Here is a 24,057-nt window from a genome sequence, read left to right as displayed (position 1 = left end):
ATAGATTTTGGCTAGGTGCTTGCAGTTGCTTTCTACCTTTATTTTACCTTGTATGTGGCAGGAAAAGACCCTGACCGCTCCTATACATAGCCAGTCCCTTCCAGGTCATTTTAAAAAAATACTTTTCTGTCGGTTTTTGAATTTGGATTTATACAGAAGGTTCATTTTATGGCGAAATAGTACTTCTTTTGTCAGGTGGAAGGATTCTACATTTATTTTAGAGAAAAACTTCTTATATATTTTGCGTGTATACGCGAATTTTGAATGTAAGGAGGAAATAGAGTGAGTCTTTCCATCCATTTAGAAGTAAAGCGTGACGTCTTATGTGTTCGTTTAGCTGGCGAACTAGATCATCATACTGCCGAAGAGTTGCGAGTGAAAGTAACTGATATGATTGAGACGCATCATGTTCATCATATTATTTTAAACTTAGAGCAATTAGCATTTATGGATAGCTCTGGTCTTGGTGTTGTGCTAGGAAGATATAAACATGTCAAAAGCTTAGGCGGCGAAATGGTTGTTTGTGCAATTTCTCCTGCTGTAAAGCGCTTATTTGAGATGTCAGGGCTATTTAAAATTATTCGATTAGAAGAAAATGAAGAGCACGCGCTCGCGACGTTGGGGGTGGCATAGATGAGAAATGAAATGAACCTTCAATTTTCAGCATTAAGTCAAAATGAATCGTTTGCTCGCGTTACAGTTGCCGCTTTTATTGCACAGCTTGATCCAACGATGGAAGAGTTAACGGAAGTGAAGACTGTTGTGTCTGAGGCGGTAACAAATGCCATTATCCATGGATATGAAGAGAATTCAAATGGCATTGTCTATATTACGGTTATTTTGGAAGATGACATGGTAAAGTTAACAATTCGTGATGAAGGGATTGGAATTCTAGATTTAGATGAGGCAAGGCAACCCCTTTTTACAACAAAACCCGAATTAGAGCGTTCTGGAATGGGATTTACCATTATGGAAAATTTTATGGACGAAGTAGAGGTTATTTCTAATGAATCTTTCGGGACAACGATCCATTTGACGAAGTATCTATCAAAAAGTAACGCTCTATGCAATTAAGGAGAATTGCCTATGGACATAGAGGTCAGAAGTGAAAAAGGAAAAGGACAGTTAAAGGATCAGGAGTTAAAAGAATTAATTAAAAGAAGTCAACACGGTGATCAAGGAGCAAGAGATTTAATTATACAAAATAATATGAGGCTTGTTTGGTCCGTTGTACAACGTTTTTTAAATCGTGGTTATGATCCGGAGGACTTGTTTCAAATTGGCTGTATTGGGTTGCTGAAATCTGTCGATAAATTTGATTTATCTTTTGATGTAAAGTTTTCAACGTATGCAGTTCCAATGATTATTGGAGAAATTCAACGTTTTTTACGTGATGATGGAACAGTGAAAGTAAGTCGTTCATTAAAAGAAACGGGCAATAAAATTCGTAAAATGAAAGATGAATTATCAAAAGAGTATGGCCGTGCACCGACAATTACCGAAATAGCAGAGGCGTTAGAGCTAACGCCGGAAGAAGTTGTAATGGCGCAAGAAGCAAGCCGGGCACCATCATCGATACATGAAACGGTGTATGAAAATGATGGTGATCCCATTACTATTTTAGACCAAATTGCGGATCGCTCTGAAACAAAGTGGTTTGATAAGATTGCGTTAAAAGAAGCGATTCGTGAATTAGATGAGCGTGAACGGTTGATTGTATATTTGCGGTATTATAAAGACCAGACACAATCGGAAGTAGCAGAGCGTTTAGGAATCTCTCAAGTACAAGTATCAAGGCTAGAAAAGAAAATATTAAAGCAAATGAAGGAACGAATAGGCGAATAGTCTATTCGTTTTTTTATTCCGCATTAACGGGCAGTAATACTCTCACCTCAAAATTGAGCAAAAACAAAGAAGTTAGGTGGGAGGTAAACTGCCCGTAAAAGCCCAATTGGTTCAACTAATAATCAGTGGGGGATGAAGAAAACCCCCACTGATTAAAGTTTCACTTTATTTTAAAAAAGTTGTATTAGAAAAATTTCCAATATCCATACTACAAGTACGAGGAATAGTTAAGAGGTGATTGGAGTGGAGCAAACGATATATGTAAAGATGAGGAATCGTCTACAAGTTTCGCCTGCTTATGAAATTAAAATTGGTGACGTTGCGCAAGTGGTTGGGGCCTCACATATTGTAGATGAGATTAAACGACAGGTTATATACAAAATTACAAAGAAAGATAAAACGCATGTAGTAATTGATGTGATGAAAGTGATTCAAAGTATTCGGCAGTATTCTAGCAGTTTAGAAATTAATTTGCTCGGTTCAGCACAAACGATTGTTGAAATTGTATATGAAAAAAAACAAGTAAATCCAGTTTTCTTTGGAATGGTGTGGTTATTGCTGTTTGTAGGAGCAGCTCTTGCGATCATTTATTTTCATGAAGACGTTAGTATGCAGCAAGTGCATCAACGTTTGTATTACATGATTACAGGAGAAAGTAACAAAAAGCCGCTTTTATTTCAAATCCCATATTCGCTAGGGCTTGGACTTGGAATGATTCTTTTTTTTAATCACGTTTTTCAAAAGCGTATTAATGAGGAGCCAAGCCCATTAGAAGTTGAAATGTTCCAATACCAGCAATCCCTCGATCAATATGTAATGATGAACGAAAACAAAGAAATGATCAAGAACATCCAAAATGATTGAGTATATTGTGGTCATTTTTATTGGATTTGCTGGTGGAATTGCTGTTGGAGGAGGATACGTTGCATTTTTAACTGTGTTGGGTGTGATTCCAAGGCTCGCTCAGTTAACGAAAAGTGGTCATCGTGGGCAATCTTATGAATGGGCTGTTGTGAGCGGTGCGTTAGGCGGTACGTGGTGCAGTTTACGCGATGTTACATTGCTGGCTTCACCGTATTGGCTTTTGCTCCTTGGATTGTTATGCGGCACATTTATCGGAATGCTTGCTGCTGCTTTAACTGAAGTGCTAAATGTACTTCCCATATTAGCAAAGCGTGTTGGGGTTGATGGGAAAATTGTAATTCTTCTTATCGCACTTGTTCTTGGTAAGGTAGTAGGATCTTTATTTCATTGGATTTATTTTGTGAAATAGGAGGCATGTCAATGGCACTGCATAAATTAAAAGATGATTATACGAATAACGTGAAAGAGTATCATCCAAAGCCTAATTATATGATGAATTGTATAAAGGCTTTTATTGTGGGAGGGCTTATTTGTACATTAGGTGAAGCTTTGATGAAGATGTATATACATTATTTTGATTTTACGGAGAAAAGTGCGGGGAATCCGGCAATCACAACGTTAATATTACTGTCGGCCATTTTAACAGGGCTTGGTGTATATGATAAACTTGGACAATTTGCAGGAGCAGGATCAGCAATCCCGGTAACTGGATTTGCAAATTCAATGGTGAGTGCAGCAATGGAGCATCGCAGCGAAGGAATTGTTCTTGGAGTTGCCACAAATATGTTTAAGATTGCTGGAAGTGTAATTGTATTTGGAGTTGTTGGGGCGTATGTTGTAGGTCTCATTCGGTATACATGGAAGCTCCTCCAATGATGAAAGTTTCAGCTTATGTAAGTAAAGGAGAAGATAGATGAGATTAACTGGGAAACAAACGTGGCTATTTCAAAATGATGTATATGTAAATGCGACGGGGACGGCTGTTGGACCGGATGAGGCAAAAGGGCCACTTGGAGATAGTTTTGATATTACATATGATGATTTGCATTGCGGAGAAGAGAGCTGGGAGTTAGCGGAAAGAAGGTTAATGAGAGAGTCGATTCAACAAGCATTGCGAAAAGAAAAGGTGCAAGCATCTGATATTGATTTTTTTTTAGCTGGAGATTTATTAAATCAAACAGTTACGGCAAATTATGTTGCAAGAGAGCTTTCCATTCCGTTTTTAGGCATGTTTGGAGCATGTTCTACCTCGATGGAGACGTTAGCTGTAGGCGCAGCATTTATTGATGGTGGATTTGCAAATCGCGTGTTAGCTACAGTGAGTAGTCATAATGCCACAGCTGAACGGCAATTTCGTTATCCAACGGAGTATGGGGGACAAAAGCCATCTACAGCGACATTTACTGTTACAGGAGCTGGTACAGCGTTAATTAGTCGTGAAAGAAGTTCAATTAAAGTCACATCAGCAACCATTGGAAAAGTTCAAGATTTAGGTATAACAGATCCGTTTGATATGGGATCTGCAATGGCCCCTGCTGCAGCTCATACAATAGGGCAGCATTTTGAAGATTTAAACAGAAGTGCTGTTGATTACGATTTGATTGTGACTGGTGATTTATCGGGAGTTGGAACACCAATTGCGCGGCAACTTTTGTTAGATGAAGGCTATGATCTAGGGAATGTCTATAATGATTGCGGTTTAATGATTTATAGAGATGATCAGCAAGTATTTGCAGGAGGAAGTGGCTGTGCTTGTTCTGCGGTTGTAACATATGGACATTTAATGAAAGAAATGGAAAAGGGGAATTTGGGGCGGATTTTTGTCGTCGCAACAGGTGCCTTATTAAGTCCGATTATGATTCAACAAAAAGAATCGATTCCAACAATTGCACACGGTATCGTATTTGAAAGAATAAAAGGGGTGTAATATGTGGAATTTATATATGCGTTTTTAGTTGGAGGAGCGATTTGTGTTGTCGGACAACTCCTGTTAGATTTTGCGAAATTAACATCTGCACATGTGATGGCAACATTCGTAGTCGCTGGTGCTATTCTAGATGGTTTTGGCATTTATGATAAATTGATTCAGTTTGCAGGAGCAGGAGCAACTGTGCCAATTACAAGTTTTGGTCATTCTTTATTGCATGGTGCGATGGAAGCGGCAGAAAAGTATGGTTATCTTGGGATTGGAATGGGAATGTTTAAGTTAACATCTGTTGGAATTTCAGCAACGATTTTGTTTGCATTTTTAACAGCACTTATTTTTAAACCGAAAGGATAAATAAGATGAGAAGAAGGGTTATTTTGGTGACAGACGGAGATGAATATGCGAAGCGAACAATCGAGTTACTGGCAAAGGAGTTTGGTGGACGATGCATTTCGGCATCGCAAAGTAATCCAACGAAATTAACAGGGAGAAAGATTGTTGAGCTTATCTTGCAAACACCACATGACCCTGTTTTTGTTATGTTTGATGATAGTGGATATATTGGGGAAGGATCAGGAGAAAAAGCATTAAAATATGTGGCGACGAATAAACAAATTGATGTACTGGGCGTGTTAGCGGTTGCTTCGAATACGCATCATTGGGAATGGGCACGCGTGGATGTGAGTGTTGATCGAGAAGGACGATTAACTGAGTATGGCGTTGATAAATTTGGATTGGCAGATATTGAAATTGGAAGAATTAACGGTGATACCGTTTACTGTTTAGATGAACTACATGTTCCTATTATTGTTGGAATCGGTGATATTGGGAAAATGTACGGCAATGATGATTGGAAACGTGGGTCACCAATTACAAAACAAGCAATTCAATTAATTTTAGAAAGGAGTGGATTTTATGACCAACACAAAAAAGATTAATATACCAATTTCTTCATTTTTAAGTGACAATGAAAATTATTTGAAGCAAACAGTTGGACTTGGCGTTACCTTTGATGTGGGGATTCGTAAATTTCAAATTTTAGATAAAGAAATTGGTGTTTTGTTTGTAAATGGTTTATGTGATACAAACTATATCATACACATTCTCGAAGAGGCTGTTGATACGAATGAAATACAAAGGTACGGAGAAGGTACAGTAAAGTTATTAGAAAATCGTCTGATTCATCAGCAAGTAAGTAAAGTAAAGACGATGGATGATGTCATATTGCAAGTTTTATCAGGATTAATCGTTATTTTTGTTGAGGGAGAAACAGAAGCGTTTGTAATCGATGTTCGTAGTTATCCAGGACGAACTCCGACAGAGCCGGATACGGAGAAAGTTGTTAGAGGTGCGCGCGATGGATTTGTTGAAAATATTATTGTAAACACAGCTCTTATTCGGAGACGTATTCGTGATCCTCGTTTGCGACATGAAATTATCCGGGTAGGAGAGCGGTCACACACAGATCTTTGTATCGCATATATACAAGATATTGCGAATCCTGATTTAGTGAAAATAATAAAGCAAGAGATAGAAAATATTCAAATCGACGGTGTCACAATGGCAGATAAAACAATTGAGGAGTTTCTTGTGAAACAAGGATATAATCCTTTTCCACTTATTCGCTATACAGAAAGACCAGACGTCGCAGCGAATCATTTGTTAGAAGGACATGTTTTACTCCTGACAGATACTTCTCCTAGTGCAATAATTACACCGACAACATATTTTCATCATGTACAGCATGCAGAGGAATTTCGGCAAAATCCTGCCGTTGGAACATTTTTACGATGGGTTCGTTTTGTAGGGGTTGTATTTTCACTGTTTTTATTGCCACTTTGGCTTGCGTTTGTACTGGATCCTGCTTTATTGCCAGAAAAGTTAGCGTTTATTGGACCAAATAAAGTGACCAACTTACCGATTGCCTTGCAAATTATTTTAGCAGAAATAGGACTTGAATTTCTGAGGATGGCATCGATTCATACACCAACACCGCTGTCATCAGCAGCTGGGTTAATTTCGGCTATATTAATTGGTCAAATTGCAATCAATGTCGGCCTATTTGTACCAGAAGTCATTTTATATACGGCCATTTCTATGATTGGATCTTATGCAACGCCAAGTTATGAATTAGGGTTAGGGAATAAAATTGGTAAGTTATTCTTAATCTTATGTACTGCTTTATTTCAAGAAATAGGATTTATTATCGGGATGACAGTGTTAATTTTATTTTTAGCATCGATTAGAAGTTTACAAACACCGTATCTTTGGCCATTCCTTCCATTTGATTGGGGAGCGTTGGTAAAGGTTTTAATTCGTCCATCTATTTCTAGCTTGAAAGTACGTCCGAGCATCGTCCATCCTCAAAATATAAAAAGGCAAAAATGAGCAGAAGAATAAATTCTGCTCATTTTTGTGATAAATTTATCTGTTGTTAACAAAAACATAACATTTCTTTTGTACACTAGGAGTAAATATGGTGTATGGAAGGGGAGATGAGATGATTAAGTTGTTCGTTAGCGATTTAGATGACACACTCGTTTATGACGTGAATCGGATTCATCGTGACGATGAAAAAGCATTATGTTGGTTAGCAGAGAAAGGTACGAATATTTGTTTTGCTTCTGGTCGTTTTACTCACCGGATTCACGCTGTTGTGAAACATTTCGCTTTCCCTTATTATACGACAGGATTAAATGGCGCCGTTTTATTTACGAAAGAAGGAGAAATACTAAACGAATCAACGTTTGATGGTGAGGTTGCCCGGGAAATATATAAATATATACATGAAAAAAAGTTGGCGGATATTGTATGTGCAAAGGAGCATCGATATACAAAAAAGAAAAATGAACATCATCGTACGTTTGAAGAATATATTCAAGGGGAAATCACAGAAATAGAGACATTAGAGGAAGAGTTCGGACAAACTATTTATCCGGCAAAATTATTTGTTTATGGAGAAGAAGAGAAAATCACATTGCTAGATCAAGAGTTGCGAAACCAGTTCCAAGGCGAGGCGGAAGTCGTAATTTCAGGAAAAAGATACGTGGATATTATGCCAATTGGGATTAGTAAAGGAAGTGCACTGCGGCTTTTAATGGAACATTTACAAATTGAAGCACATGAAGTAGCGTGTATCGGAGATTCTTTTAATGATATTTCTATGTTGTCTGTGACACCGCATTCCTTTACACTGCATCATGCTCATCCATATGTGAAAGAAAAAGCGAATCATGTAGTTCGTTCAGTAGAAGAAGCGATTATGAAACTACCATTGTTAGCATAAGAAAAAAGCTCGTTACTAACGAGCTTTTTTAAATTCATTTTGATATAAGTCGCTACTATGCAGAACGAAATATGACCTGTATTTGCTTTTTCCCTTTGTTCGAAACTTGTCATGTGGTAAGAAAAGGCCCTAACCGTTTCTTACCACATGACAGAAGCTCTTGCCCACCTAAAAAAGGGGCTTTATATCATTTGTTCAATTTGTATATATACTACTTGAACAGTGACTTAATAAAGTCTATAAAGCTAGCGAATACGCCTTTTAACTTTTCTAAAAAGCCTTGACCTTCTTCAGAACCTAAAAACGATGAAACATGTTCTTTTGCCTTATTTAATTGGTTACTAACTTGATCCCAATCAATATTCAAGTTTTTCATTTTGTCAAAGAGTGCTACTAAATTATCAAGTTGTTCATCAGTTAATGTAATTCCGAGCTGATCAGCAATCCTTTTAATAAGTGAACGTAAATCTTCTTTTGTTTTTGGTTGTTCTTTTGCGATCTCTTCTTTAACTTTAGTAACAAGTTGTACAGCTTTATCGTTTCCGATTTGGTCACCAAGTTTTGCAGTTTGAACCATTTCTTCATTAGCTACTTTTTTAACTTCTTCTGGAATTTCTTTTTTCGCTGTTGTCTCGTAAGCCTTCATTAAACCTGTTAAAGCGGCAGTTCCTGATACTTTAAACGGTGCTGTAATGTAAATATTCGCATCTTTTACACCTGCTGTAATTAATGCGTTTGTATACATTGCATCTGTTACCCAATTGATATTATGCGCTTGAACAACAAGACCAGATCCTTTTTTTGTATACGTAATCATAGAAGAAGAAATTGCTTTCGTGCCAATTTGAGCGTTTGGTACAACTCCATCTAAATATTTATGTTCTTCCGCATTTGATACCGTAATAATTTGCGCATCTTTTGGCGCTTTCATTTCTTGGAGAAGCTGTTGTTTTTGCTGTTCTGTTAAATTTTCTCCTAATGTAACAATAGACTCTCCCTCAATCACGTCTGCGTATGAAGCTGTTGGAATTAAAAAGACCATAACAGCTAATAGCAGTGCTAACAATTTCGTTTTCACGAAAAATCGCTCCCTTTCTCTTTCTGAAATTTTCGGGCAACAAAGTAATTATAGTATATTTTTTATGTTTGTCATCCGTCTTTAGGTTGATTTTAGAAAGAAATAGCAGGATTGTCGGATTTTTTCTTACTATTTGTGAGCAGTAAGGTCTTAATGATGAGGTTTGAAATAGAGAAGTATATGTTTGTCATCCAATTCATTTGAAAGGAAGAGATAGAGTGCGACCGTTGTTGAGGGTGAAAGCGCTGATTTTTAATCATAATATGAAAAATATATTGGTTCAATGTGATACAAACGAAGGATTTTATCGCTTACCTGGTGGATCGATTGAGTTTGGAGAAAGTGCTGCAGTGGCAATTGAAAGAGAGTTTGCGGAAGAATATGATTTACAAGTAACAGTAGAACGCTTTGCTGCTGTGAATGAACATATTTTTGAGGTAGATAATCAAAAATATCATCATTGTACGCTATTTTATTGGTGCGCTGTTGAAGAAGATGAGCAGGTAGTAAGGTCACATAAAGAGCATCCTGATATTATATTGAAATGGAAAGAAATTAGCGAATTGAAAACAAAGCTACTATATCCAGAAGGGGTTATGAAAATTATTGAACAGAATCAAAAAGAACCTGTGCATTGGCTTACGAACGTAACATACTAAATTTATAGAGGATTTCATAATAATATTTTTGTTTATTACAGTGAGTGTGGTAATATAAGGCTGAGATTGTTGAAAGGAGCTTATTATACATGAAAACTTTAGGATACATATTAATGGAAAATGGTGAAAAAATCGAATTAGAATTTTTCGCAGAGGAAGCACCAAAAACAGTAGAAAACTTTAGAAAATTAGCTAATGAAGGCTTTTACAATGGAGTTACTTTCCACAGAGTAATTCCTGGTTTTGTAAGCCAAGGTGGCGATCCAACAGGAACAGGAGCAGGTGGTCCTGGCTACTCTATTCCTTGTGAAACAGCTGGAAACCCTCACAAACATAAAGTAGGGGCACTTTCTATGGCGCACGCTGGAAGAAATACAGGAGGAAGCCAATTCTTTCTTGTACATGAACCACAACCGCATTTAGACGGCGTTCATACTGTATTTGGTCAAGTAACAACTGGCATTGAAACAGTATTAAATATGCGTCAAGGCGATGTTATGAAAGAAGTTAAGGTTTGGGAAGAGTAAAATGTTAAGAGGGGGCAAAGTGCTCTCTCTTTTTTTATAGAATTTATGTATCTTATGTGCCATTTGAGTTTTTCGGCACATAAGTCGCTGTAAAGCAGAAAACAAGAGGGTGTCCCGGAAGTTTTACTTTTCGGTATGATTCAGCTCAGCGAATCGACTACTTGTATGTCGAATATTGTCAGAGGGTCTTTATCTCGTGTCGAATCGCCGATATATTGCAAAGAATGGTCGATAACGGAAAAAAGGAGTGACTTTAAAAAGTACTTATGTGCTTTTTGGGTCAGCGCCTTGTTTTAAACATTGCACGTGGCAGAAAAAGGCCCTGACCGCTTCTATGCATGACCAGACGCTCTCGCCCCCCTAAACAAAGAGTTTTTTATATGTTTTTTATCATATCTGGCGAGAAGACCCCCAACCTCAAGCGTGCAATGGTAGGTGGGGGTAATTCAATTACATAGATCCGAACAATACAATCCTACTAGCATAATATAAACAAAATATCAACATTTGACTTCCATCCTCCCTCTTTGTATGATTATAAAGTTGTTTTTAGGCAAGCCTTCTCAGTAGGTTAGAAATGTTGTAAAATAGACATGATATAAACATGCTGAATAAGGGGATATGATTTGTAACTTTTGTAAGAAGGGATAAATTTCATGTTAATTCGTTTTAAAAAAAGTTATGAAAAAATTGCAATGGGACTTCTTTCTTTTATGCCAATGGAAAAAGACATAAAGCGATTACAAGCAACGATGAAGGATTATGAGCAAAATGACGATTGGCAGCTGTACTTATGGAAGGAAGACGATGCGATTGTTGGGATTATTGGGACGGTAAAACACGATAATGGTGTACTAGAAATTCAACATATTAGTGTGAATCCTTCGCATCGTCAAGCGGGAATTGGAACGAAAATGGTGCAAGAATTACAAACAATGTTGCCGAATATTAAGGTATGTGGAAACGAACAAACATCTAGTTTTTGTGAGAAATGCAAAGAAGTTGAACATAATGTGCATTAGTAAAAGCAGAGATAACTTTATCTCTGCTTTCTCTTTTGTAATTGTATATCTCGCTCGTTAATTACATCTTCACGATTACGGCGGGAGTGTTTATGAATAATATCCTCGCTTGGAGTAGAAGAAGTCTCTTTCCACGGTAATCCTTCCGTTTTGCATAATTGTATGCATTGGTGTTCTAAATTCAAATCAGCAAAAGGAAGAAATAATGTTGTGTAAGAATCATGATTTTGAATGATGTACAGTCGTTCCTCAAGAAGTAATAGTAGTTTCGAATACTCTAAACCTAATGCTTCTATATGTTGTTTTTCATTCTGTAAGATGAATAGGGCACTCCTCATCATTCGCTCAGCACCGTTCCAATTAGATCGTCTATGGTGATATAAGGCAACAGCAATTTGAATGAGTCCAACCCAATGCTGTTCTCGTTCTCCGCGTGGCTTTATTTTCCAATGTTCTTCTAAAACTTCGTGACATTCAAAGTAGTCGTAATCACTATGAAAATGAATTAAAAACTGTATGTATGCTTTATGATACATGTTTTTCACTCCCATTCTAAGTAGCGTTGTATACAGTGTATCATAAATATAAAGCGACTAGAGAGTGCTCTAGTCGCTTTATGTCAGTTAGCAAAAACAAGCTGCGCCGACAATAATTAATAAAATAAACAACACAACTAGTAGAGCGAATCCGCCGTGGAAACCGCCAGAAACATGACCCATAGTTTGTAACCTCCTACAATGTACTCATTACACTGTCATCATATGAAGGGGATGGGCATTGTGGCCTAGGTATGCGTCTATTTTTAATTAATTTTTTGAAAAAGGTTGGATAGTACATAAGTATGCTCTATACTTAGAATGTTACAGAAAAAATGTGGTGGGATGATTTGTGCAATATAATTTTAAAGTTGAGGCATTTGAAGGCCCTTTAGATTTACTATTACATTTAATTAATCGTTATGAAATTGATATATATAATATTCCTGTAGCGGAAATTACAGAACAATATTTATCATATATACATGCGATGAAGGAATTACAGCTTGATGTTGCGAGTGAATATTTAGTTATGGCTGCGACGCTATTACAAATTAAAAGCAAAATGCTGCTTCCAAAGTATGAAGAAGATGTAGAAGATAGTAGTGAAGAGTTTATGGAAGATCCTCGCCAAGAGTTAATGGAGCGCCTAATTGAGTATAAGAAGTATAAGCAAGTTGCAACTCAATTAAAAGAGAAAGAACAAGAACGAGCGCAGTTATATACACGGCCTCCTCTTGATTATATGATGTTTCAAAAAGAAGAAGCGGAAAAGCTGCCGATTGATGTTACGTTATATGATATGTTAGCTGCGTTCCAAAAGCTCATGCGTCGAAAAAAAATACAACGACCGGTAACAGCTACAGTTACTAGGCAGGAAATCCCAATTGAACAGCGAATGGACGATGTTTTAAAACAATTGGAACTTGCAGGAGGTCGTCAAAGTTTTTACGATTTATTTGTAGATGATGATCGAGATGTGATTGTTGTTACATTTTTAGCAATTTTAGAACTTATGAAACATCAAAAAATTGCTATTGAGCAAGAGCAAAATTTTGATGAAATCTTCTTAATGAAACAATAGCTGTAATGTGTGACCGAACGCAAATTGTTGTTCGGTCTTTATAACGTATATGGAGACATAGAATGTGAGAAAGGAGCTTTTAAAGTTGGAAAGACAAGAACAAAAGGCAGTTATAGAAGGGCTGCTGTTTGTAGCAGGAGATGAAGGGATTTATCCAGAACAAATTGCAAAAGTATTAGAGGTAGAAGTGAAAGATGTAAAACAGCTTGTAGAAGAGCTGCAGGAAGAATATAATCAACTGAACCGCGGCTTACAGATTGTTCAATTTGCAAAAGTGTATCGTTTTACAACGAAAAAAGAACACGCCGCGTATTATCAAAAATTAATGGATGCACCAACAGCTGCATCTTTATCGCAAGCAGCGCTAGAAACATTAGCGATTATCGCCTATCGACAGCCGATTACAAGAACCGAAATTGAAGAGGTTCGCGGTGTGAAAACAGATCGAGCTCTTCAAACGCTTGTATCTCATTTGTTAATTAAAGAGGTAGGACGTGCAGAAGGGCCGGGACGTCCTATTTTATACGGTACAACAAAAGAGTTTTTAGATACATTTGCATTACAAACATTAGATGAACTACCTTCTCTATCAGAAGAAGGGGAAGGAATGAATGAAGCGGATTTATTCTTTGGTTCTTTACAAGAAATTTCGAAGTGAAAGCTTGGCATTTTGCCAAGCTTTTTTTGTATATGAAATTAAAGCTGCGTCATACTAAATAGAAAAAGGAGAAGGTGTATGAAAGATCTGCGTATCGCTCTTATTCTAATTTCGGCAATATTATGTATAACTTTAAATAGTGTAAATCCTATACAGCAGTATGCTTCTATACATATGGTTTCCTCCTTTTCAAGTCAGCGTACGCATTTAGGTAAGATGACTGTAAGTTTTTTAAAAGTTGGGCAAGGTGACGCAACAATTATTTCCTTACCAAACGGGAAGACAATTTTAATTGATGGTGGTCCGTATGAGGCTGGGGAGCTTATTATGGAGAAATTAATTAAAAAGGGAATTAAACGCTTAGATGTTGTTATCGGTACACATCCTGATATGGATCATATCGGAGGACTAATTCCAATTATTGAACAAATGCCAGTTTCTCTTGTACTAGATAGTGGGAAATTATATAGTTCATTTACATATCATTCGTATATAAGAAGTATTAAAAAAAGAGGAGTCCCATTTTTACGTGTAAAGGAGGGGCAATATATTCCATTAGATCCTCATATTTCTGTTCAAGTATTAAATGATGGAAAAACAAAACGAGAAAATAATGAGTCATCTATCGTATTGAAAATTCGTTACGGTAAGGCTGATTTGTTATTCATGGGGGATGCTGATACACATACAGAGGAAGAAATTATGAATAAGTACGATGTGCATGCAGACGTGTTAAAAGTTGGCCATCACGGTTCATATACTTCAACGAGTGAAGAGTTTATAACGGCTGTTGCACCGCAGTTTGCTATTATTTCATACGATAAGAAGAATACGTATGGTCATCCGCATCGAAGTGTAATGAAACGATTGCATCGGCATGGCGTGACTGTACACACTACCGTGAAAAAAGATATTGAAATTGAAACAGATGGTCAGTGTATCATATTCCAGCATCAGCTACCATTGCCATTGTTAAAATAGTGTTTGTATCATTCATTTCAGCAGCATATGAAAGAAATCAAAGCTGCTGAAATTTAATTATAGTTAAATTTGTTCATGCATAATACGATGTATTTCTATAAGTGTAGTTGCTTTTTTTTGTTTCGTGTAGGAGGGAGTACTCTGAAAGTTCTTTTGAGTAAAATGACTGTTTTATATTATTATTATTAGAGAAAAAAACTACCTCTTTAAAAATTAGGGTTAATTGTATAGACAACTATTCGTGCGTGTATTAAAATAGAGATAGGGATTACACGGGAAAGGATCGATGAAAATGAAAATGAAAATGCAAGTCGTTATCAATGCTAAAATTTATACAGGGTGTGAAGTGTTAGAAAGCGGCTTTATTCGTTACACGGATCAAATTCAAGAACTTGGATTGATGGCTCAGTATGTACCACAAGAAAATGAAACGGTTCATGATATGAAAGGGAATATAGTCATTCCAGGTATGATTGATGTTCATATTCACGGTGGATACGATGTTGATGCAATGGATGCAAATAGCGACGGATTAGTAACTCTCGGTAAACAGATGTTACAAGAAGGGGTTACAACTTTCTTTCCAACAACAATGACGCAATCTCCTGAAGCAATTGAAGCGGCGCTGAATGCTGCAAAAGAAGCAAAGGAAAAAGGTGCGCATTTCGAATATATTCATTTAGAAGGTCCATATGTTTCAAAAAAACGTGCAGGTGCACAGCCGCTAGAATATATTGTCTCTGCAAATATTGAGCAATTTAAGCAATGGCAAACGACTAGCGGGAATTTAATTAAACTCGTAACATATGCTCCAGAAGAAGAAGGTGCGCGTGAGTTTGAAGAATATCTCGCAGAAACGGATGTCATCGGTACAATTGGACATACAGATGCAACGAATGAACAATTAATTGGGAGAAACATTACACATGCAACGCACCTTTATAATCAAATGCGTGGTTTGCATCACCGTGAGCCAGGTGTAGTTGGCCATGTGTTATTAAATCCAGATGTAATGGTCGAAGTAATTACAGATGGTATTCATATTCACCCGGATATGGTGAAATTAGCATATAAATTAAAAGGCGCTAGAAAAATGAGTGTCATTACGGATGCAATGCGTGCAAAAGGGTTAGCAGATGGATTATATGAACTTGGTGGACAACCAGTTATCGTAAAAGATGGTAGCGCACGATTAGAAGATGGGACATTAGCGGGCAGTATTTTGAAAATGGACGAAGCGTTGCGTAACGTGATAGCGTTTACTGGATGCTCCATTGAGGAGGCTGTTCTTATGACATCAATTAACCAAGCTGAGGAATTTGGATTAGTAAACAAGGGTGTTTTAGAAATAGGAAAACATGCGGATTTCGTTATTATGTCTGAAGATTTATATATACGAGATACAGTCCGATTAGGAATTCATATGAAAGAGGGGAAATAAATGAATATCGTCGTTGTAAAAACTCCAGAAGAATTAGCAGATGCGGGTTATAAATTAATTGAACACGTTATAAAGACAAAAGAAAATCCAGTATTAGGAATGGCTACAGGTAGCTCCCCATTAGGGATTTATGCATTGATAAGAAAAAATAAACTTGATACAAGCCGTACAACCACTGTAAACTTAGATGAGTACGTAAATTTACCACACGAAAACAAAAACAGCTATCATTATTTTATGCAAGAACAGTTGTTTAATCATCTTTCGTTTAAAGAAACATATGTACCAAATGGAATGGCAGACGATTTACAAGAAGAATGTAAGCGTTATGAAAGTATTATTGATGCCAATCCAGTTGATTTACAAATTCTTGGAATCGGTGAAAACGGTCACATCGGATTTAATGAGCCGGGAACATCATTTGATTCTGTAACTAGCATTGTGGAGTTAACAGAATCTACCCGTCAAGCTAACCGGCGTTTCTTCGAAAAAGAAGAAGATGTGCCAACGCATGCTATTACAATGGGGATTGGTAGCATTATGAAAGCAAAGCAAATAGTACTTGTTGCTTCTGGATTGAATAAAGCAGGAGCGATTAAGGAAATGCTACAAGGGAAAGTAAGTGAAGGGTGTCCGGCTACAGTTTTGCAACATCATCCAAATGTAACCGTAATCGCAGATCAAGAAGCTCTATCTTTATGCAGTGAGGCGATTGCTGATGAATATCGACAAGTATTCACCATTTCCGATCTATTATCAGATTCAGGAGTGGGTGAAGCAACTAATTGAATCCGGTGAATGGAAGCCGGGAGATAAAATTCCATCTGAAAATGAATTATGTGATAAGTTTGAAGTAAGTCGAATGACAATCAGACAGGCCATTAATAACTTAGTTGAACAAGGGTATTTACATCGAAAACGTGGAATTGGAACTTTTGTACAACTTCCAAAGGTTGAACAAAAGTTGCAAGGTATGACAGGATTTACAGAGGATATGCTCTCTCGTGGAATGAAACCAAGTAGCGTATTATTAAGCTTTCACCTTGTTCCAGCTACTGCTGCAGTAGCAGAGAGGCTTAGAATTCAAGCGGGAGAATCGGTTTACGAGGTGAGACGAATTCGCCTAGCTGATGATGAACCAATTGCGTTTGAGACAACGTATTTGTCACCATCTCTTGTAAAAGATATTAATGAAGAAATTTTACAGCAATCATTGTATGAGCACTTAGAAGAAAAACTAGGCTTTAAGTTAATTAGTGCTACACAATCTATTGAGGCATCTATTGCAACGGATGAAGAAGCAGAGCATCTTCATATTCCGAATAAAGCACCAGTGCTGGTAATGAGACAATGGTCATATGCAGCAGGCGAGTTGCCGCTGGAGTATGTAAAATGTATTTACAGAGGAGATCGCTATAAGTTTATTACGAATATTTCACGCAATAAGTAAAACGTGGAGCTATATGCTGTGAGATAAAGTGGTACTTCCGTTAGCGGGCGAATCTTCGCTGATCGTTATTTGAACGAATCGGGCTTTTCGGACAGTCTACCTTCTTCAGGTTTTTTACAATCTTGAGGCGGCTGCTTTATTGTCCGTTAATGCAGGAAAAATATGACTCATCCTTATAAGGGGTGAGTCGTATTTTTTTGTTTTTGATTATAACGAAGAACATATTCGATTGCATCTTTAACAGAGGAAACAATATGTGATGCATGCTGCTTTACTGCATCATCTGCACCTGCCATTGCAAAGCTATGAGGTGTTAAAGCGAACATAGGAATATCGTTATATGAATCACCAATGCAAGCTACTTCATTAGGTTTAATATTAAATTCATTTAATAAAACAGAAATAGCGGAACCTTTGCTAATGTTAGGAGGCATAACATCTAAACATTGTTCAGCGGAAATAAAAGTACTTACTTTTCCTTTGAAATTTTCCTCAATTTGTTTTTGAAGAATAACTAAATCTTCTTTTGTACCACCGACTGAAATTTTATTTGGGAAAATTGTTGTATCAATTTTTGCGAGCAAGTTTGGTTCTTCAACGGAAGTCATTTTTACCTGCTTTTCAAGTTCATGAATAAATGGTGTTTTTTCCTCAATGTAATAATTATATTCATCACTTACATAACGAAAGAATGGTTCATTATTTGTTATAGACAGCAGTTCGGGTAAAATAGTAGAATCAAATGTTGCAGATAAGAGTTGTTTGTTTTCGTGTGTATATACAAATACACCGTTCACGCTAATACGATGAAAATTCATATCAACTTTGTTCATTAAATCAGCAATTTCATTATCAAGTCTTCCGGATGCGAAACAAAGAGTTATATTTTGATTAGCAAGGCTACGCAATGCATCTACATCTTGGTTATCGATTACACCTCCGTGTTGCATCATTGTGCCATCGATATCGCTTATAAACATTTTAATCATGATAGGGCTCCTTTCAACTAGACGTATGCTTTTATATTATACGTATCTCGTACATTCATGTCTAAAAATTGACTTTTTAAAAATGGTAGATGTTTAACATTGACGGAAAATAAGGTTGTTCTGTAACATGAAAGTAGACGTTTTATGTGCAGGGGTGGTGTTGTATGGATAATTGTCTCGAAATTAAAAAGGTTTTAAATAATAATGTCATTATTGCTGCTCATCCAGAACACGAAGAAGTGGTCGTTATTGGAAAAGGGATTGGGTTTGGGAAAAAATCAAAAGAAATGTTAGAAGTAGAACAGATTGAAAAAATGTTTGTATTAACAAATGAACGTGAACGTGAACAATACAAACTGCTAGTTCCGCATGTGAGCGAGAATTTGATTGAACTAATGAATGATCTCATGTTTTATATTCAAGATCGAGTAGAAACACCATTAAATGAGCATATTCATATTTCTTTAACTGATCATATTGCTTTTGCTATAAAGCGATTAAAGCAAGGGTTTACAGTAGATAACCCATTTTTAGTGGAGACAAAAGTGTTGTATCCAAATGAATATAAAATTGCCGAAGAAGTTGTAGAATTAATTAATTCCCGCTTAAATATTCATCTTCCAGAAGGAGAGATTGGATTTATTGCACTTCATATTTATAGCTCAGTTACAAACTCTGAAGTATCTGCTGTTAATCAAAATTCTAGATTAATTGCTCATCTTGTCTCTTTAATTGAAACAAATTTACAACTAGAATTAGACAAAGAGAGCATTCATTATCTACGTCTTGTCCGTCATCTACAATTTGCAATCGAACGTATAAAGAATGGTGAGAAAGTAGAAGAATCACAAAATTTTGCAGATTTATTAAAAGCTGAATTTCCAGAGTGCTATAATTTAGCTTGGAAACTTGTGAAAGTTATGCAAAAGCAATTGCAACTTCCTGTGTATGAAGCAGAAACGGTTTATTTAACGATGCATTTGCAGCGCTTAAAAAAGGTTGAACAAGTTTAAACTTTGTCAGAAATGTAAACGTTAAAAAAATCTATTGAATCGCTTACAATTGTTATGTATAATCAGTTATACAAAGTTCTACTAAATTCGACAAATGAATAACAGTGCACAAAGAAAACGTTTACTTTAATTTGTGAACTTATTACGTATACCTATTTTTGACACGTGTTACTGATTCGATCAGGCATGAGTGAAGAAAAGTTAGGCATGTAAGCTAAAGAAAGGGACATACTACCCTTTGTATAGCTATCGTCCTACCTTTTTTCCTCATGCCTTTTGGCGTTTGTCGAAAGTACCAATTATAATAAGAGAGGAAGGATCATTATGTTTAAGAAGATCTTTGGTGTTCTTCAAAAAGTCGGTAAAGCACTTATGCTACCAGTTGCAATCTTACCGGCTGCAGGGATTTTACTTGGATTTGGTAATGCGTTCCAAAATCCACAGTTAACAAATCATATCCCTGCGTTAAAAGCAGATTGGTTTGTTCTAGTTGCGAAAATTATGGAACAATCTGGTGATATTATTTTCGGAAACCTGGCACTATTATTCGCAGTAGGGGTTGCCATCGGGTTAGCAGGTGGAGACGGAGTAGCTGGGTTAGCAGCGTTCGTAGGATACTTAATTATGAACAAAACGATGAGCGTATTCTTAGGAGTAGAGAAATTTGTTACGATTGTAAGTGACAAAGTTCCAGTTAAAACTGGCTTTACAGATCAAGCATATGCAAACGTATTAGGTATTCCGACACTTCAAACGGGAGTGTTTGGTGGTATCCTTGTAGGGATATTAGCAGCGTATTGTTATAATAAATACTTTAATATTGAATTACCATCATATTTAGGATTCTTTGCTGGTAAACGTTTCGTGCCAATTGCAACAGCAACATTCTCTTTACTTTTAGGGATTTTAATGTGCTTTATTTGGCCAACAATTCAAGGCGGTTTGAATTCATTCTCGCATCAAATGATTGATACAAATAGAACGTTAGCAGCATTTATATTCGGTTTAATTGAACGTTCTTTAATTCCATTTGGATTACATCATATTTTCTATGCACCATTCTGGTTTGAGTTTGGTCAATATACAAATGCAGCGGGTGACGTTATTCACGGTGACCAAAAGATTTTCATGGCACAATTAAAAGATGGTGTTGAGTTAACAGCTGGTACATTTACAACAGGTAAATTCCCGTTCATGATGTTTGGTCTTCCAGCAGCAGCGTTAGCGATGTACCATGAAGCACGTCCAGAAAATAAAAAAGTAGCAGCTGGTATTTTAGCTTCTGCAGCGTTAACAGCTTTCTTAACTGGTATTACAGAACCGATTGAGTTCTCATTCTTATTTGTAGCACCTGTATTATTTGGAATCCACGCAGTATTTGCTGGTTTATCATTTATGACTATGCAAATTTTAAACGTTAAAATCGGGATGACATTCTCTGGTGGTTTGATTGACTTTATGTTATTCGGTGTATTACCAAACCGTACAGCATGGTGGTGGGTAATTATTGTTGGTCTTGTACTTGCAGTGATTTACTACTTCGGATTCCGCTTTGCAATTCGCAGATGGGATTTAAAAACACCAGGTCGTGAAGTTGTTGAAGAAAATGACGGAGCAGGAAAAGTAGAAGCAGGCGAGCTTCCAGGTGAGATTTTAGTAGCACTTGGTGGAAAAGAAAACATCGCTTCTTTAGATGCTTGTATTACACGTTTACGTGTACAAGTAAAGGAACAAAAGGATGTAAACAAAGCTCGTTTAAAAGAGCTTGGAGCAGCAGGTGTTCTTGAAATTGGTAACAATATTCAAGCTATCTTTGGTCCAAAATCAGATACATTAAAATCACAAATTCAAGATATTATGGCAGGCCGTGCAGTGCATGTTGCAAAAGAAGCACCTGCAAAAGTAGAAGCACCTGTTCAAAAAGATACAAATGAAGTAATTGCGACTCCGATTGAAGGTAAAGTTTTACCGATTACTGAAGTACCAGACCAAGTGTTTTCTGGAAAAATGATGGGAGATGGCTTTGCAATCGAACCAACAGAAGGGACAGTAGTATCTCCTGTAAATGGTGAAATTGTGAACGTATTCCCAACAAAACATGCAATCGGTATTCAATCAGAAGGCGGAAGAGAAATTTTAATTCACTTCGGTATTGATACAGTAAAATTAAATGGAGAAGGCTTTGAAGCGTTAGTTTCTCAAGGAGATAAAGTAACACAAGGCCAACCGTTATTAAAAGTAGATTTAGCGTTTGTAAAAGAAAATGCACCTTCTATTATTACGCCAATTGTTTTCACAAACTTACAAGAAGGACAGAAAGTTGAAATCAAAAAGCAAGGTAATGTCAAGAAAGGTGAAACAAACGTTATTGATATTCAGTAAAATTTAGACGCAAAATGTTTATAATTATAATAGGCGATGCGGTTGACCGAACATCGCCTATTATATACAATATAGATGGTGTTATACTCACATCTATACAACCTCAAATATATTGTATTTTAAAGGAGATAGATCATTATGGAAAAAATCTTTAAAGTAACTAGCGACTCAGGAATTCATGCTCGTCCAGCAACTTTACTTGTAAACACTGCAAGCAAATTCGGTGCAGATATCAACTTAGAATATAATGGTAAAACTGTAAACTTAAAATCAATCATGGGTGTTATGTCTTTAGGTATTCAACAAGGCGCAGAAATCAAGATTACTGCAAATGGTGATGATGCAGCTCAAGCAGTAGCAGCTATTGAAGAAACTATGAAAAACGAAGGATTAGGAGAATAATGACTCTTAACATTAAAGGGATTGCTGCATCAAGTGGTATTGCCATTGCAAAGGCATTCCGTCTAGAAAATCCTGAATTTAACATTGAAAAGAAAACGATTTCGGATGAAGCTGCGGAAATCGTACGCTTAGAAGCTGCGCTTGAAAAATCAAAATCTGAATTAGAAGCAATTAAAAATCATGCTTTTACTGAGCTTGGTGCTGATAAAGCTGCGATCTTTGAAGCACATTTACTAGTATTAAATGATCCAGAACTAGTAAACCCAGTAAAAGATAAAGTGACAAGCGAAAAAATAAACGCTGAATTCGCGATGGATGAAGTTGCATCAATGTTCATTACTATGTTTGAGAGCATGGATAACGAATATATGAAAGAACGTGCAGCCGATATTCGTGATGTGACAAAGCGTGTTATTGCACATTTACTTGGAATTAACTTCTCAAACCCTAGCACAATTTCTGAAGAAGTAATCATTATTGCAGAAGATTTAACACCATCTGATACAGCTCAGTTAAATCGTAAATATGCAAAAGGTTTTACAACTGATATTGGTGGACGTACATCTCACTCTGCAATTATGGCTCGCTCTATGGAAATACCAGCTGTTGTTGGTACAAAAGTTGTTATGGAACAAATCCAAAACGGCGATATCGTAATTATCGACGGTTTAGACGGAGAAGTAATTGTAAACCCATCTGAAGAAACTCTTCGTGTTTATGAAGAAAAGAAAGCACAATTTGAAGAACAAAAAACAGAGTGGGCAAAATTAAAAAATGAAGCGACAGTTACAGCAGATAATCAACATGTTGAGCTTGTAGCAAATATCGGTACACCGAAAGATGTAAAAGGTATTATTGATAACGGTGGAGAAGGCGTTGGCTTATATCGTACAGAATTCTTATACATGGGCCGTGACAATCTTCCAACAGAAGAAGAACAATTTGAAGCATACAAAGCTGTTCTTGAAGGTGTAGGAGAAGGTCAGCCAGTTGTCGTTCGTACACTTGACATTGGTGGCGATAAGGAGCTTCCATACTTACATTTACCAAAAGAAATGAACCCGTTCTTAGGCTACCGTGCAATTCGTTTATGCTTAGAAGAACAGGATATCTTCCGTACACAACTTCGTGCTTTACTTCGTGCAAGTGTATACGGTAACTTAAAAATTATGTTCCCGATGATTGCAACTCTTGATGAATTCCGTCAAGCAAAAGCAGTATTATTAGAAGAGAAAGAAAAGCTTGTGCAAGCTAATGTAGCTGTTTCAGACGCTATTGAAGTAGGTATGATGGTTGAAATTCCTGCTTCTGCAGTATTAGCTGACCAATTTGCAAAAGAAGTAGATTTCTTCTCTATCGGAACGAACGACTTAATTCAATACACAATGGCAGCGGATCGTATGAATGAACGCGTATCTTACCTATATCAACCATATAATCCAGCGATTTTACGTCTTGTAAAAATGGTTATTGATGCAGCTCATAAAGAAGGAAAATGGGCTGGTATGTGCGGTGAGATGGCTGGGGATGCCCTGGCAATTCCGTTGTTAGTTGGATTAGGATTAGATGAGTTTAGTATGAGTGCAACATCTATTCTTCCAGCGAGAACACAAATTCGCAAGCTTTCAAAAGCACAAATGGAAGAATTAGCACAAAAGGCTTTAAACATGTCAACTGCTGAAGAAGTAGTAGAACTTGTAAAAAGTATTTAATGAAAAAAACCTGGGACTGATTTGAAATCGGTCCCAGGTTTTTTCATATAATTTATTTATAACTTTGAAATTAAGTTTAATTGAAAATAGCCCACAAACTCTTATTCTACGGTACATAAAACGAATCCGTTTTGAAAAAAGATCTCATAAAAATAAGCTCTAAACATATTTTATGAGATTATTTTTTATAAAAAAGTTTGT

Annotated in this window: 28 protein-coding genes; 24 read left to right on the top strand and 4 right to left on the bottom strand. The window is 36.6% G+C overall.

What is annotated here, in order from left to right; translation table 11 throughout:
* The first annotated feature begins 282 nt into the window (after positions 1-282).
* The 11 genes from spoIIAA (at position 283) to BR72_RS01510 (ending at position 7,922) form a co-directional block, all read left to right on the top strand.
* On the top strand, positions 283-633 hold the full coding sequence (gene spoIIAA / locus BR72_RS01560; protein WP_035429374.1) for an anti-sigma F factor antagonist: 351 nt from the start codon (positions 283-285) through the stop codon (positions 631-633).
* Positions 634-1,074 (top strand): anti-sigma F factor, encoded by a 441-nt coding sequence (gene spoIIAB / locus BR72_RS01555; RefSeq protein WP_035429372.1) that lies wholly within the window; start codon positions 634-636, stop codon positions 1,072-1,074.
* 12 nt (positions 1,075-1,086) lie between these two features.
* Positions 1,087-1,845, top strand: a complete 759-nt coding sequence (gene sigF / locus BR72_RS01550) for an RNA polymerase sporulation sigma factor SigF (protein WP_035429371.1) — start codon at positions 1,087-1,089, stop codon at positions 1,843-1,845.
* Between the two features lie 243 nt (positions 1,846-2,088).
* Positions 2,089-2,709 (top strand): stage V sporulation protein AA, encoded by a 621-nt coding sequence (locus BR72_RS01545; RefSeq protein ID WP_035429368.1) that lies wholly within the window; start codon positions 2,089-2,091, stop codon positions 2,707-2,709.
* A complete protein-coding gene (locus tag BR72_RS01540; protein ID WP_035429366.1) occupies positions 2,702-3,118 on the top strand; it encodes a stage V sporulation protein AB in 417 nt (138 codons plus the stop codon). The genes BR72_RS01545 and BR72_RS01540 overlap by 8 nt, the downstream gene beginning before the upstream one ends.
* Before the next feature lie 11 nt (positions 3,119-3,129).
* Entirely contained in the window at positions 3,130-3,585 is a 456-nt protein-coding gene (gene spoVAC, locus BR72_RS01535) for a stage V sporulation protein AC (protein WP_035429365.1), read from the top strand.
* Between the two features lie 37 nt (positions 3,586-3,622).
* Complete coding sequence (spoVAD, locus tag BR72_RS01530) at positions 3,623-4,636, top strand: stage V sporulation protein AD (protein WP_035429363.1); 1,014 nt, start codon at positions 3,623-3,625, stop codon at positions 4,634-4,636.
* Positions 4,637-4,639: 3 nt separating this feature from the next.
* Positions 4,640-4,990: a stage V sporulation protein AE gene (gene spoVAE / locus BR72_RS01525; RefSeq protein WP_035429360.1), complete on the top strand. Its 351-nt coding sequence runs from the start codon at positions 4,640-4,642 to the stop codon at positions 4,988-4,990.
* Between the two features lie 5 nt (positions 4,991-4,995).
* Positions 4,996-5,574, top strand: a complete 579-nt coding sequence (locus BR72_RS01520; protein ID WP_035429358.1) for a stage V sporulation protein SpoVABEA — start codon at positions 4,996-4,998, stop codon at positions 5,572-5,574.
* Positions 5,552-7,024, top strand: a complete 1,473-nt coding sequence (locus BR72_RS01515; RefSeq protein WP_035429356.1) for a spore germination protein — start codon at positions 5,552-5,554, stop codon at positions 7,022-7,024. The genes BR72_RS01520 and BR72_RS01515 overlap by 23 nt, the downstream gene beginning before the upstream one ends.
* Positions 7,025-7,136: 112 nt before the next feature.
* Entirely contained in the window at positions 7,137-7,922 is a 786-nt protein-coding gene (locus BR72_RS01510) for a Cof-type HAD-IIB family hydrolase (protein WP_035429354.1), read from the top strand.
* A 211-nt stretch (positions 7,923-8,133) separates the two neighbouring features.
* On the opposite strand, the gene BR72_RS01505 is transcribed toward BR72_RS01510, so the two are convergent.
* Complete coding sequence (locus tag BR72_RS01505) at positions 8,134-9,000, bottom strand: DUF1002 domain-containing protein (RefSeq protein ID WP_035429352.1); 867 nt, start codon at positions 8,998-9,000, stop codon at positions 8,134-8,136.
* 218 nt (positions 9,001-9,218) lie between these two features.
* Between BR72_RS01505 and BR72_RS01500 the strand changes: the two genes are divergently transcribed.
* The 3 genes from BR72_RS01500 (at position 9,219) to BR72_RS01490 (ending at position 11,208) form a co-directional block, all read left to right on the top strand.
* Complete coding sequence (locus BR72_RS01500; protein WP_035429349.1) at positions 9,219-9,659, top strand: NUDIX hydrolase; 441 nt, start codon at positions 9,219-9,221, stop codon at positions 9,657-9,659.
* An 89-nt stretch (positions 9,660-9,748) separates the two neighbouring features.
* The gene (locus BR72_RS01495; RefSeq protein ID WP_035429348.1) at positions 9,749-10,186 is read left to right on the top strand and encodes a peptidylprolyl isomerase; all 438 of its coding nucleotides are present in this window, start codon (positions 9,749-9,751) and stop codon (positions 10,184-10,186) included.
* A 656-nt stretch (positions 10,187-10,842) separates the two neighbouring features.
* Positions 10,843-11,208 carry a GNAT family N-acetyltransferase gene (locus BR72_RS01490; RefSeq protein ID WP_035429345.1) on the top strand — a complete coding sequence of 122 codons (366 nt, stop codon included), beginning with the start codon at positions 10,843-10,845 and terminating at the stop codon, positions 11,206-11,208.
* A 17-nt stretch (positions 11,209-11,225) separates the two neighbouring features.
* Here BR72_RS01490 and BR72_RS01485 read toward each other — a convergent pair whose 3' ends face one another.
* Both BR72_RS01485 and BR72_RS25130 read right to left on the bottom strand, forming a co-directional pair.
* Entirely contained in the window at positions 11,226-11,744 is a 519-nt protein-coding gene (locus BR72_RS01485) for a DUF309 domain-containing protein (RefSeq protein ID WP_035429344.1), read from the bottom strand.
* Between the two features lie 87 nt (positions 11,745-11,831).
* Positions 11,832-11,927, bottom strand: a complete 96-nt coding sequence (locus BR72_RS25130) for a YjcZ family sporulation protein (protein WP_081904749.1) — start codon at positions 11,925-11,927, stop codon at positions 11,832-11,834.
* Between the two features lie 169 nt (positions 11,928-12,096).
* On the opposite strand from BR72_RS25130, the gene BR72_RS01480 reads away from it, so the two are divergent.
* The 6 genes from BR72_RS01480 to BR72_RS01455 all read left to right on the top strand — a co-directional run bounded on the left by BR72_RS01480 (position 12,097) and on the right by BR72_RS01455 (position 17,358).
* Positions 12,097-12,828, top strand: coding sequence for a segregation/condensation protein A (locus BR72_RS01480; protein ID WP_035429342.1), 732 nt, complete (start codon positions 12,097-12,099; stop codon positions 12,826-12,828).
* An 85-nt stretch (positions 12,829-12,913) separates the two neighbouring features.
* Positions 12,914-13,486 carry an SMC-Scp complex subunit ScpB gene (scpB, locus tag BR72_RS01475; RefSeq protein ID WP_035429939.1) on the top strand — a complete coding sequence of 191 codons (573 nt, stop codon included), beginning with the start codon at positions 12,914-12,916 and terminating at the stop codon, positions 13,484-13,486.
* Positions 13,487-13,564: 78 nt separating this feature from the next.
* On the top strand, positions 13,565-14,467 hold the full coding sequence (locus BR72_RS01470; protein WP_035429340.1) for a ComEC/Rec2 family competence protein: 903 nt from the start codon (positions 13,565-13,567) through the stop codon (positions 14,465-14,467).
* Between the two features lie 298 nt (positions 14,468-14,765).
* A complete protein-coding gene (gene nagA / locus BR72_RS01465) occupies positions 14,766-15,908 on the top strand; it encodes an N-acetylglucosamine-6-phosphate deacetylase (protein ID WP_035429937.1) in 1,143 nt (380 codons plus the stop codon).
* Positions 15,909-16,697, top strand: coding sequence for a glucosamine-6-phosphate deaminase (locus BR72_RS01460; protein ID WP_035429338.1), 789 nt, complete (start codon positions 15,909-15,911; stop codon positions 16,695-16,697).
* On the top strand, positions 16,627-17,358 hold the full coding sequence (locus tag BR72_RS01455; protein WP_081904748.1) for a GntR family transcriptional regulator: 732 nt from the start codon (positions 16,627-16,629) through the stop codon (positions 17,356-17,358). The genes BR72_RS01460 and BR72_RS01455 overlap by 71 nt, the downstream gene beginning before the upstream one ends.
* A 173-nt stretch (positions 17,359-17,531) precedes the next feature.
* Here the strand turns inward: BR72_RS01455 and BR72_RS01450 are convergent, their stop codons facing one another.
* A complete protein-coding gene (locus BR72_RS01450) occupies positions 17,532-18,347 on the bottom strand; it encodes a Cof-type HAD-IIB family hydrolase (RefSeq protein WP_035429334.1) in 816 nt (271 codons plus the stop codon).
* Positions 18,348-18,511: 164 nt separating this feature from the next.
* Between BR72_RS01450 and glcT the strand changes: the two genes are divergently transcribed.
* From glcT to ptsP, 4 genes are all read left to right on the top strand, one after another.
* Entirely contained in the window at positions 18,512-19,360 is an 849-nt protein-coding gene (glcT, locus tag BR72_RS01445) for a glucose PTS transporter transcription antiterminator GlcT (protein WP_035429332.1), read from the top strand.
* 324 nt (positions 19,361-19,684) lie between these two features.
* Positions 19,685-21,742 carry a glucose-specific PTS transporter subunit IIBC gene (gene ptsG / locus BR72_RS01440; protein ID WP_035429330.1) on the top strand — a complete coding sequence of 686 codons (2,058 nt, stop codon included), beginning with the start codon at positions 19,685-19,687 and terminating at the stop codon, positions 21,740-21,742.
* Positions 21,743-21,880: 138 nt separating this feature from the next.
* On the top strand, positions 21,881-22,144 hold the full coding sequence (gene ptsH, locus BR72_RS01435; RefSeq protein ID WP_020059386.1) for a phosphocarrier protein HPr: 264 nt from the start codon (positions 21,881-21,883) through the stop codon (positions 22,142-22,144).
* Positions 22,144-23,856 (top strand): phosphoenolpyruvate--protein phosphotransferase, encoded by a 1,713-nt coding sequence (gene ptsP, locus BR72_RS01430; RefSeq protein ID WP_035429328.1) that lies wholly within the window; start codon positions 22,144-22,146, stop codon positions 23,854-23,856. The genes ptsH and ptsP overlap by 1 nt, the downstream gene beginning before the upstream one ends.
* The last annotated feature ends 201 nt before the right edge of the window (positions 23,857-24,057 follow it).

Source organism: Bacillus sp. UNC322MFChir4.1 (assembly GCF_000746135.1).
Classification (GTDB): Bacteria; Bacillota; Bacilli; order Bacillales; family Bacillaceae_G; genus Bacillus_A.
The sequence above is the reverse complement of the archived record's forward strand: the minus strand, read 5'-3'. Positions and strand labels throughout refer to the sequence as shown.

Excerpts from the sequence above, each read along its gene's own strand:
- spoIIAB (WP_035429372.1), top strand. The coding sequence starts at position 634 with ATGAGAAATGAAATGAACCTTCAATTTTCAGCATTAAGTCAAAATGAA.
- sigF (WP_035429371.1), top strand. The coding sequence starts at position 1,087 with ATGGACATAGAGGTCAGAAGTGAAAAAGGAAAAGGACAGTTAAAGGAT.
- BR72_RS01540 (WP_035429366.1), top strand. The coding sequence starts at position 2,702 with ATGATTGAGTATATTGTGGTCATTTTTATTGGATTTGCTGGTGGAATT.
- spoVAC (WP_035429365.1), top strand. The coding sequence starts at position 3,130 with ATGGCACTGCATAAATTAAAAGATGATTATACGAATAACGTGAAAGAG.
- spoVAD (WP_035429363.1), top strand. The coding sequence starts at position 3,623 with ATGAGATTAACTGGGAAACAAACGTGGCTATTTCAAAATGATGTATAT.
- BR72_RS01520 (WP_035429358.1), top strand. The coding sequence starts at position 4,996 with ATGAGAAGAAGGGTTATTTTGGTGACAGACGGAGATGAATATGCGAAG.
- BR72_RS01515 (WP_035429356.1), top strand. The coding sequence starts at position 5,552 with ATGACCAACACAAAAAAGATTAATATACCAATTTCTTCATTTTTAAGT.
- BR72_RS01510 (WP_035429354.1), top strand. The coding sequence starts at position 7,137 with ATGATTAAGTTGTTCGTTAGCGATTTAGATGACACACTCGTTTATGAC.
- BR72_RS01495 (WP_035429348.1), top strand. The coding sequence starts at position 9,749 with ATGAAAACTTTAGGATACATATTAATGGAAAATGGTGAAAAAATCGAA.
- BR72_RS01490 (WP_035429345.1), top strand. The coding sequence starts at position 10,843 with ATGTTAATTCGTTTTAAAAAAAGTTATGAAAAAATTGCAATGGGACTT.
- BR72_RS01485 (WP_035429344.1), bottom strand. The coding sequence starts at position 11,744 with ATGTATCATAAAGCATACATACAGTTTTTAATTCATTTTCATAGTGAT.
- BR72_RS25130 (WP_081904749.1), bottom strand. The coding sequence starts at position 11,927 with ATGGGTCATGTTTCTGGCGGTTTCCACGGCGGATTCGCTCTACTAGTT.
- BR72_RS01470 (WP_035429340.1), top strand. The coding sequence starts at position 13,565 with ATGAAAGATCTGCGTATCGCTCTTATTCTAATTTCGGCAATATTATGT.
- nagA (WP_035429937.1), top strand. The coding sequence starts at position 14,766 with ATGAAAATGCAAGTCGTTATCAATGCTAAAATTTATACAGGGTGTGAA.
- BR72_RS01460 (WP_035429338.1), top strand. The coding sequence starts at position 15,909 with ATGAATATCGTCGTTGTAAAAACTCCAGAAGAATTAGCAGATGCGGGT.
- BR72_RS01455 (WP_081904748.1), top strand. The coding sequence starts at position 16,627 with ATGAATATCGACAAGTATTCACCATTTCCGATCTATTATCAGATTCAG.
- BR72_RS01450 (WP_035429334.1), bottom strand. The coding sequence starts at position 18,347 with ATGATTAAAATGTTTATAAGCGATATCGATGGCACAATGATGCAACAC.
- glcT (WP_035429332.1), top strand. The coding sequence starts at position 18,512 with ATGGATAATTGTCTCGAAATTAAAAAGGTTTTAAATAATAATGTCATT.
- ptsG (WP_035429330.1), top strand. The coding sequence starts at position 19,685 with ATGTTTAAGAAGATCTTTGGTGTTCTTCAAAAAGTCGGTAAAGCACTT.
- ptsH (WP_020059386.1), top strand. The coding sequence starts at position 21,881 with ATGGAAAAAATCTTTAAAGTAACTAGCGACTCAGGAATTCATGCTCGT.
- ptsP (WP_035429328.1), top strand. The coding sequence starts at position 22,144 with ATGACTCTTAACATTAAAGGGATTGCTGCATCAAGTGGTATTGCCATT.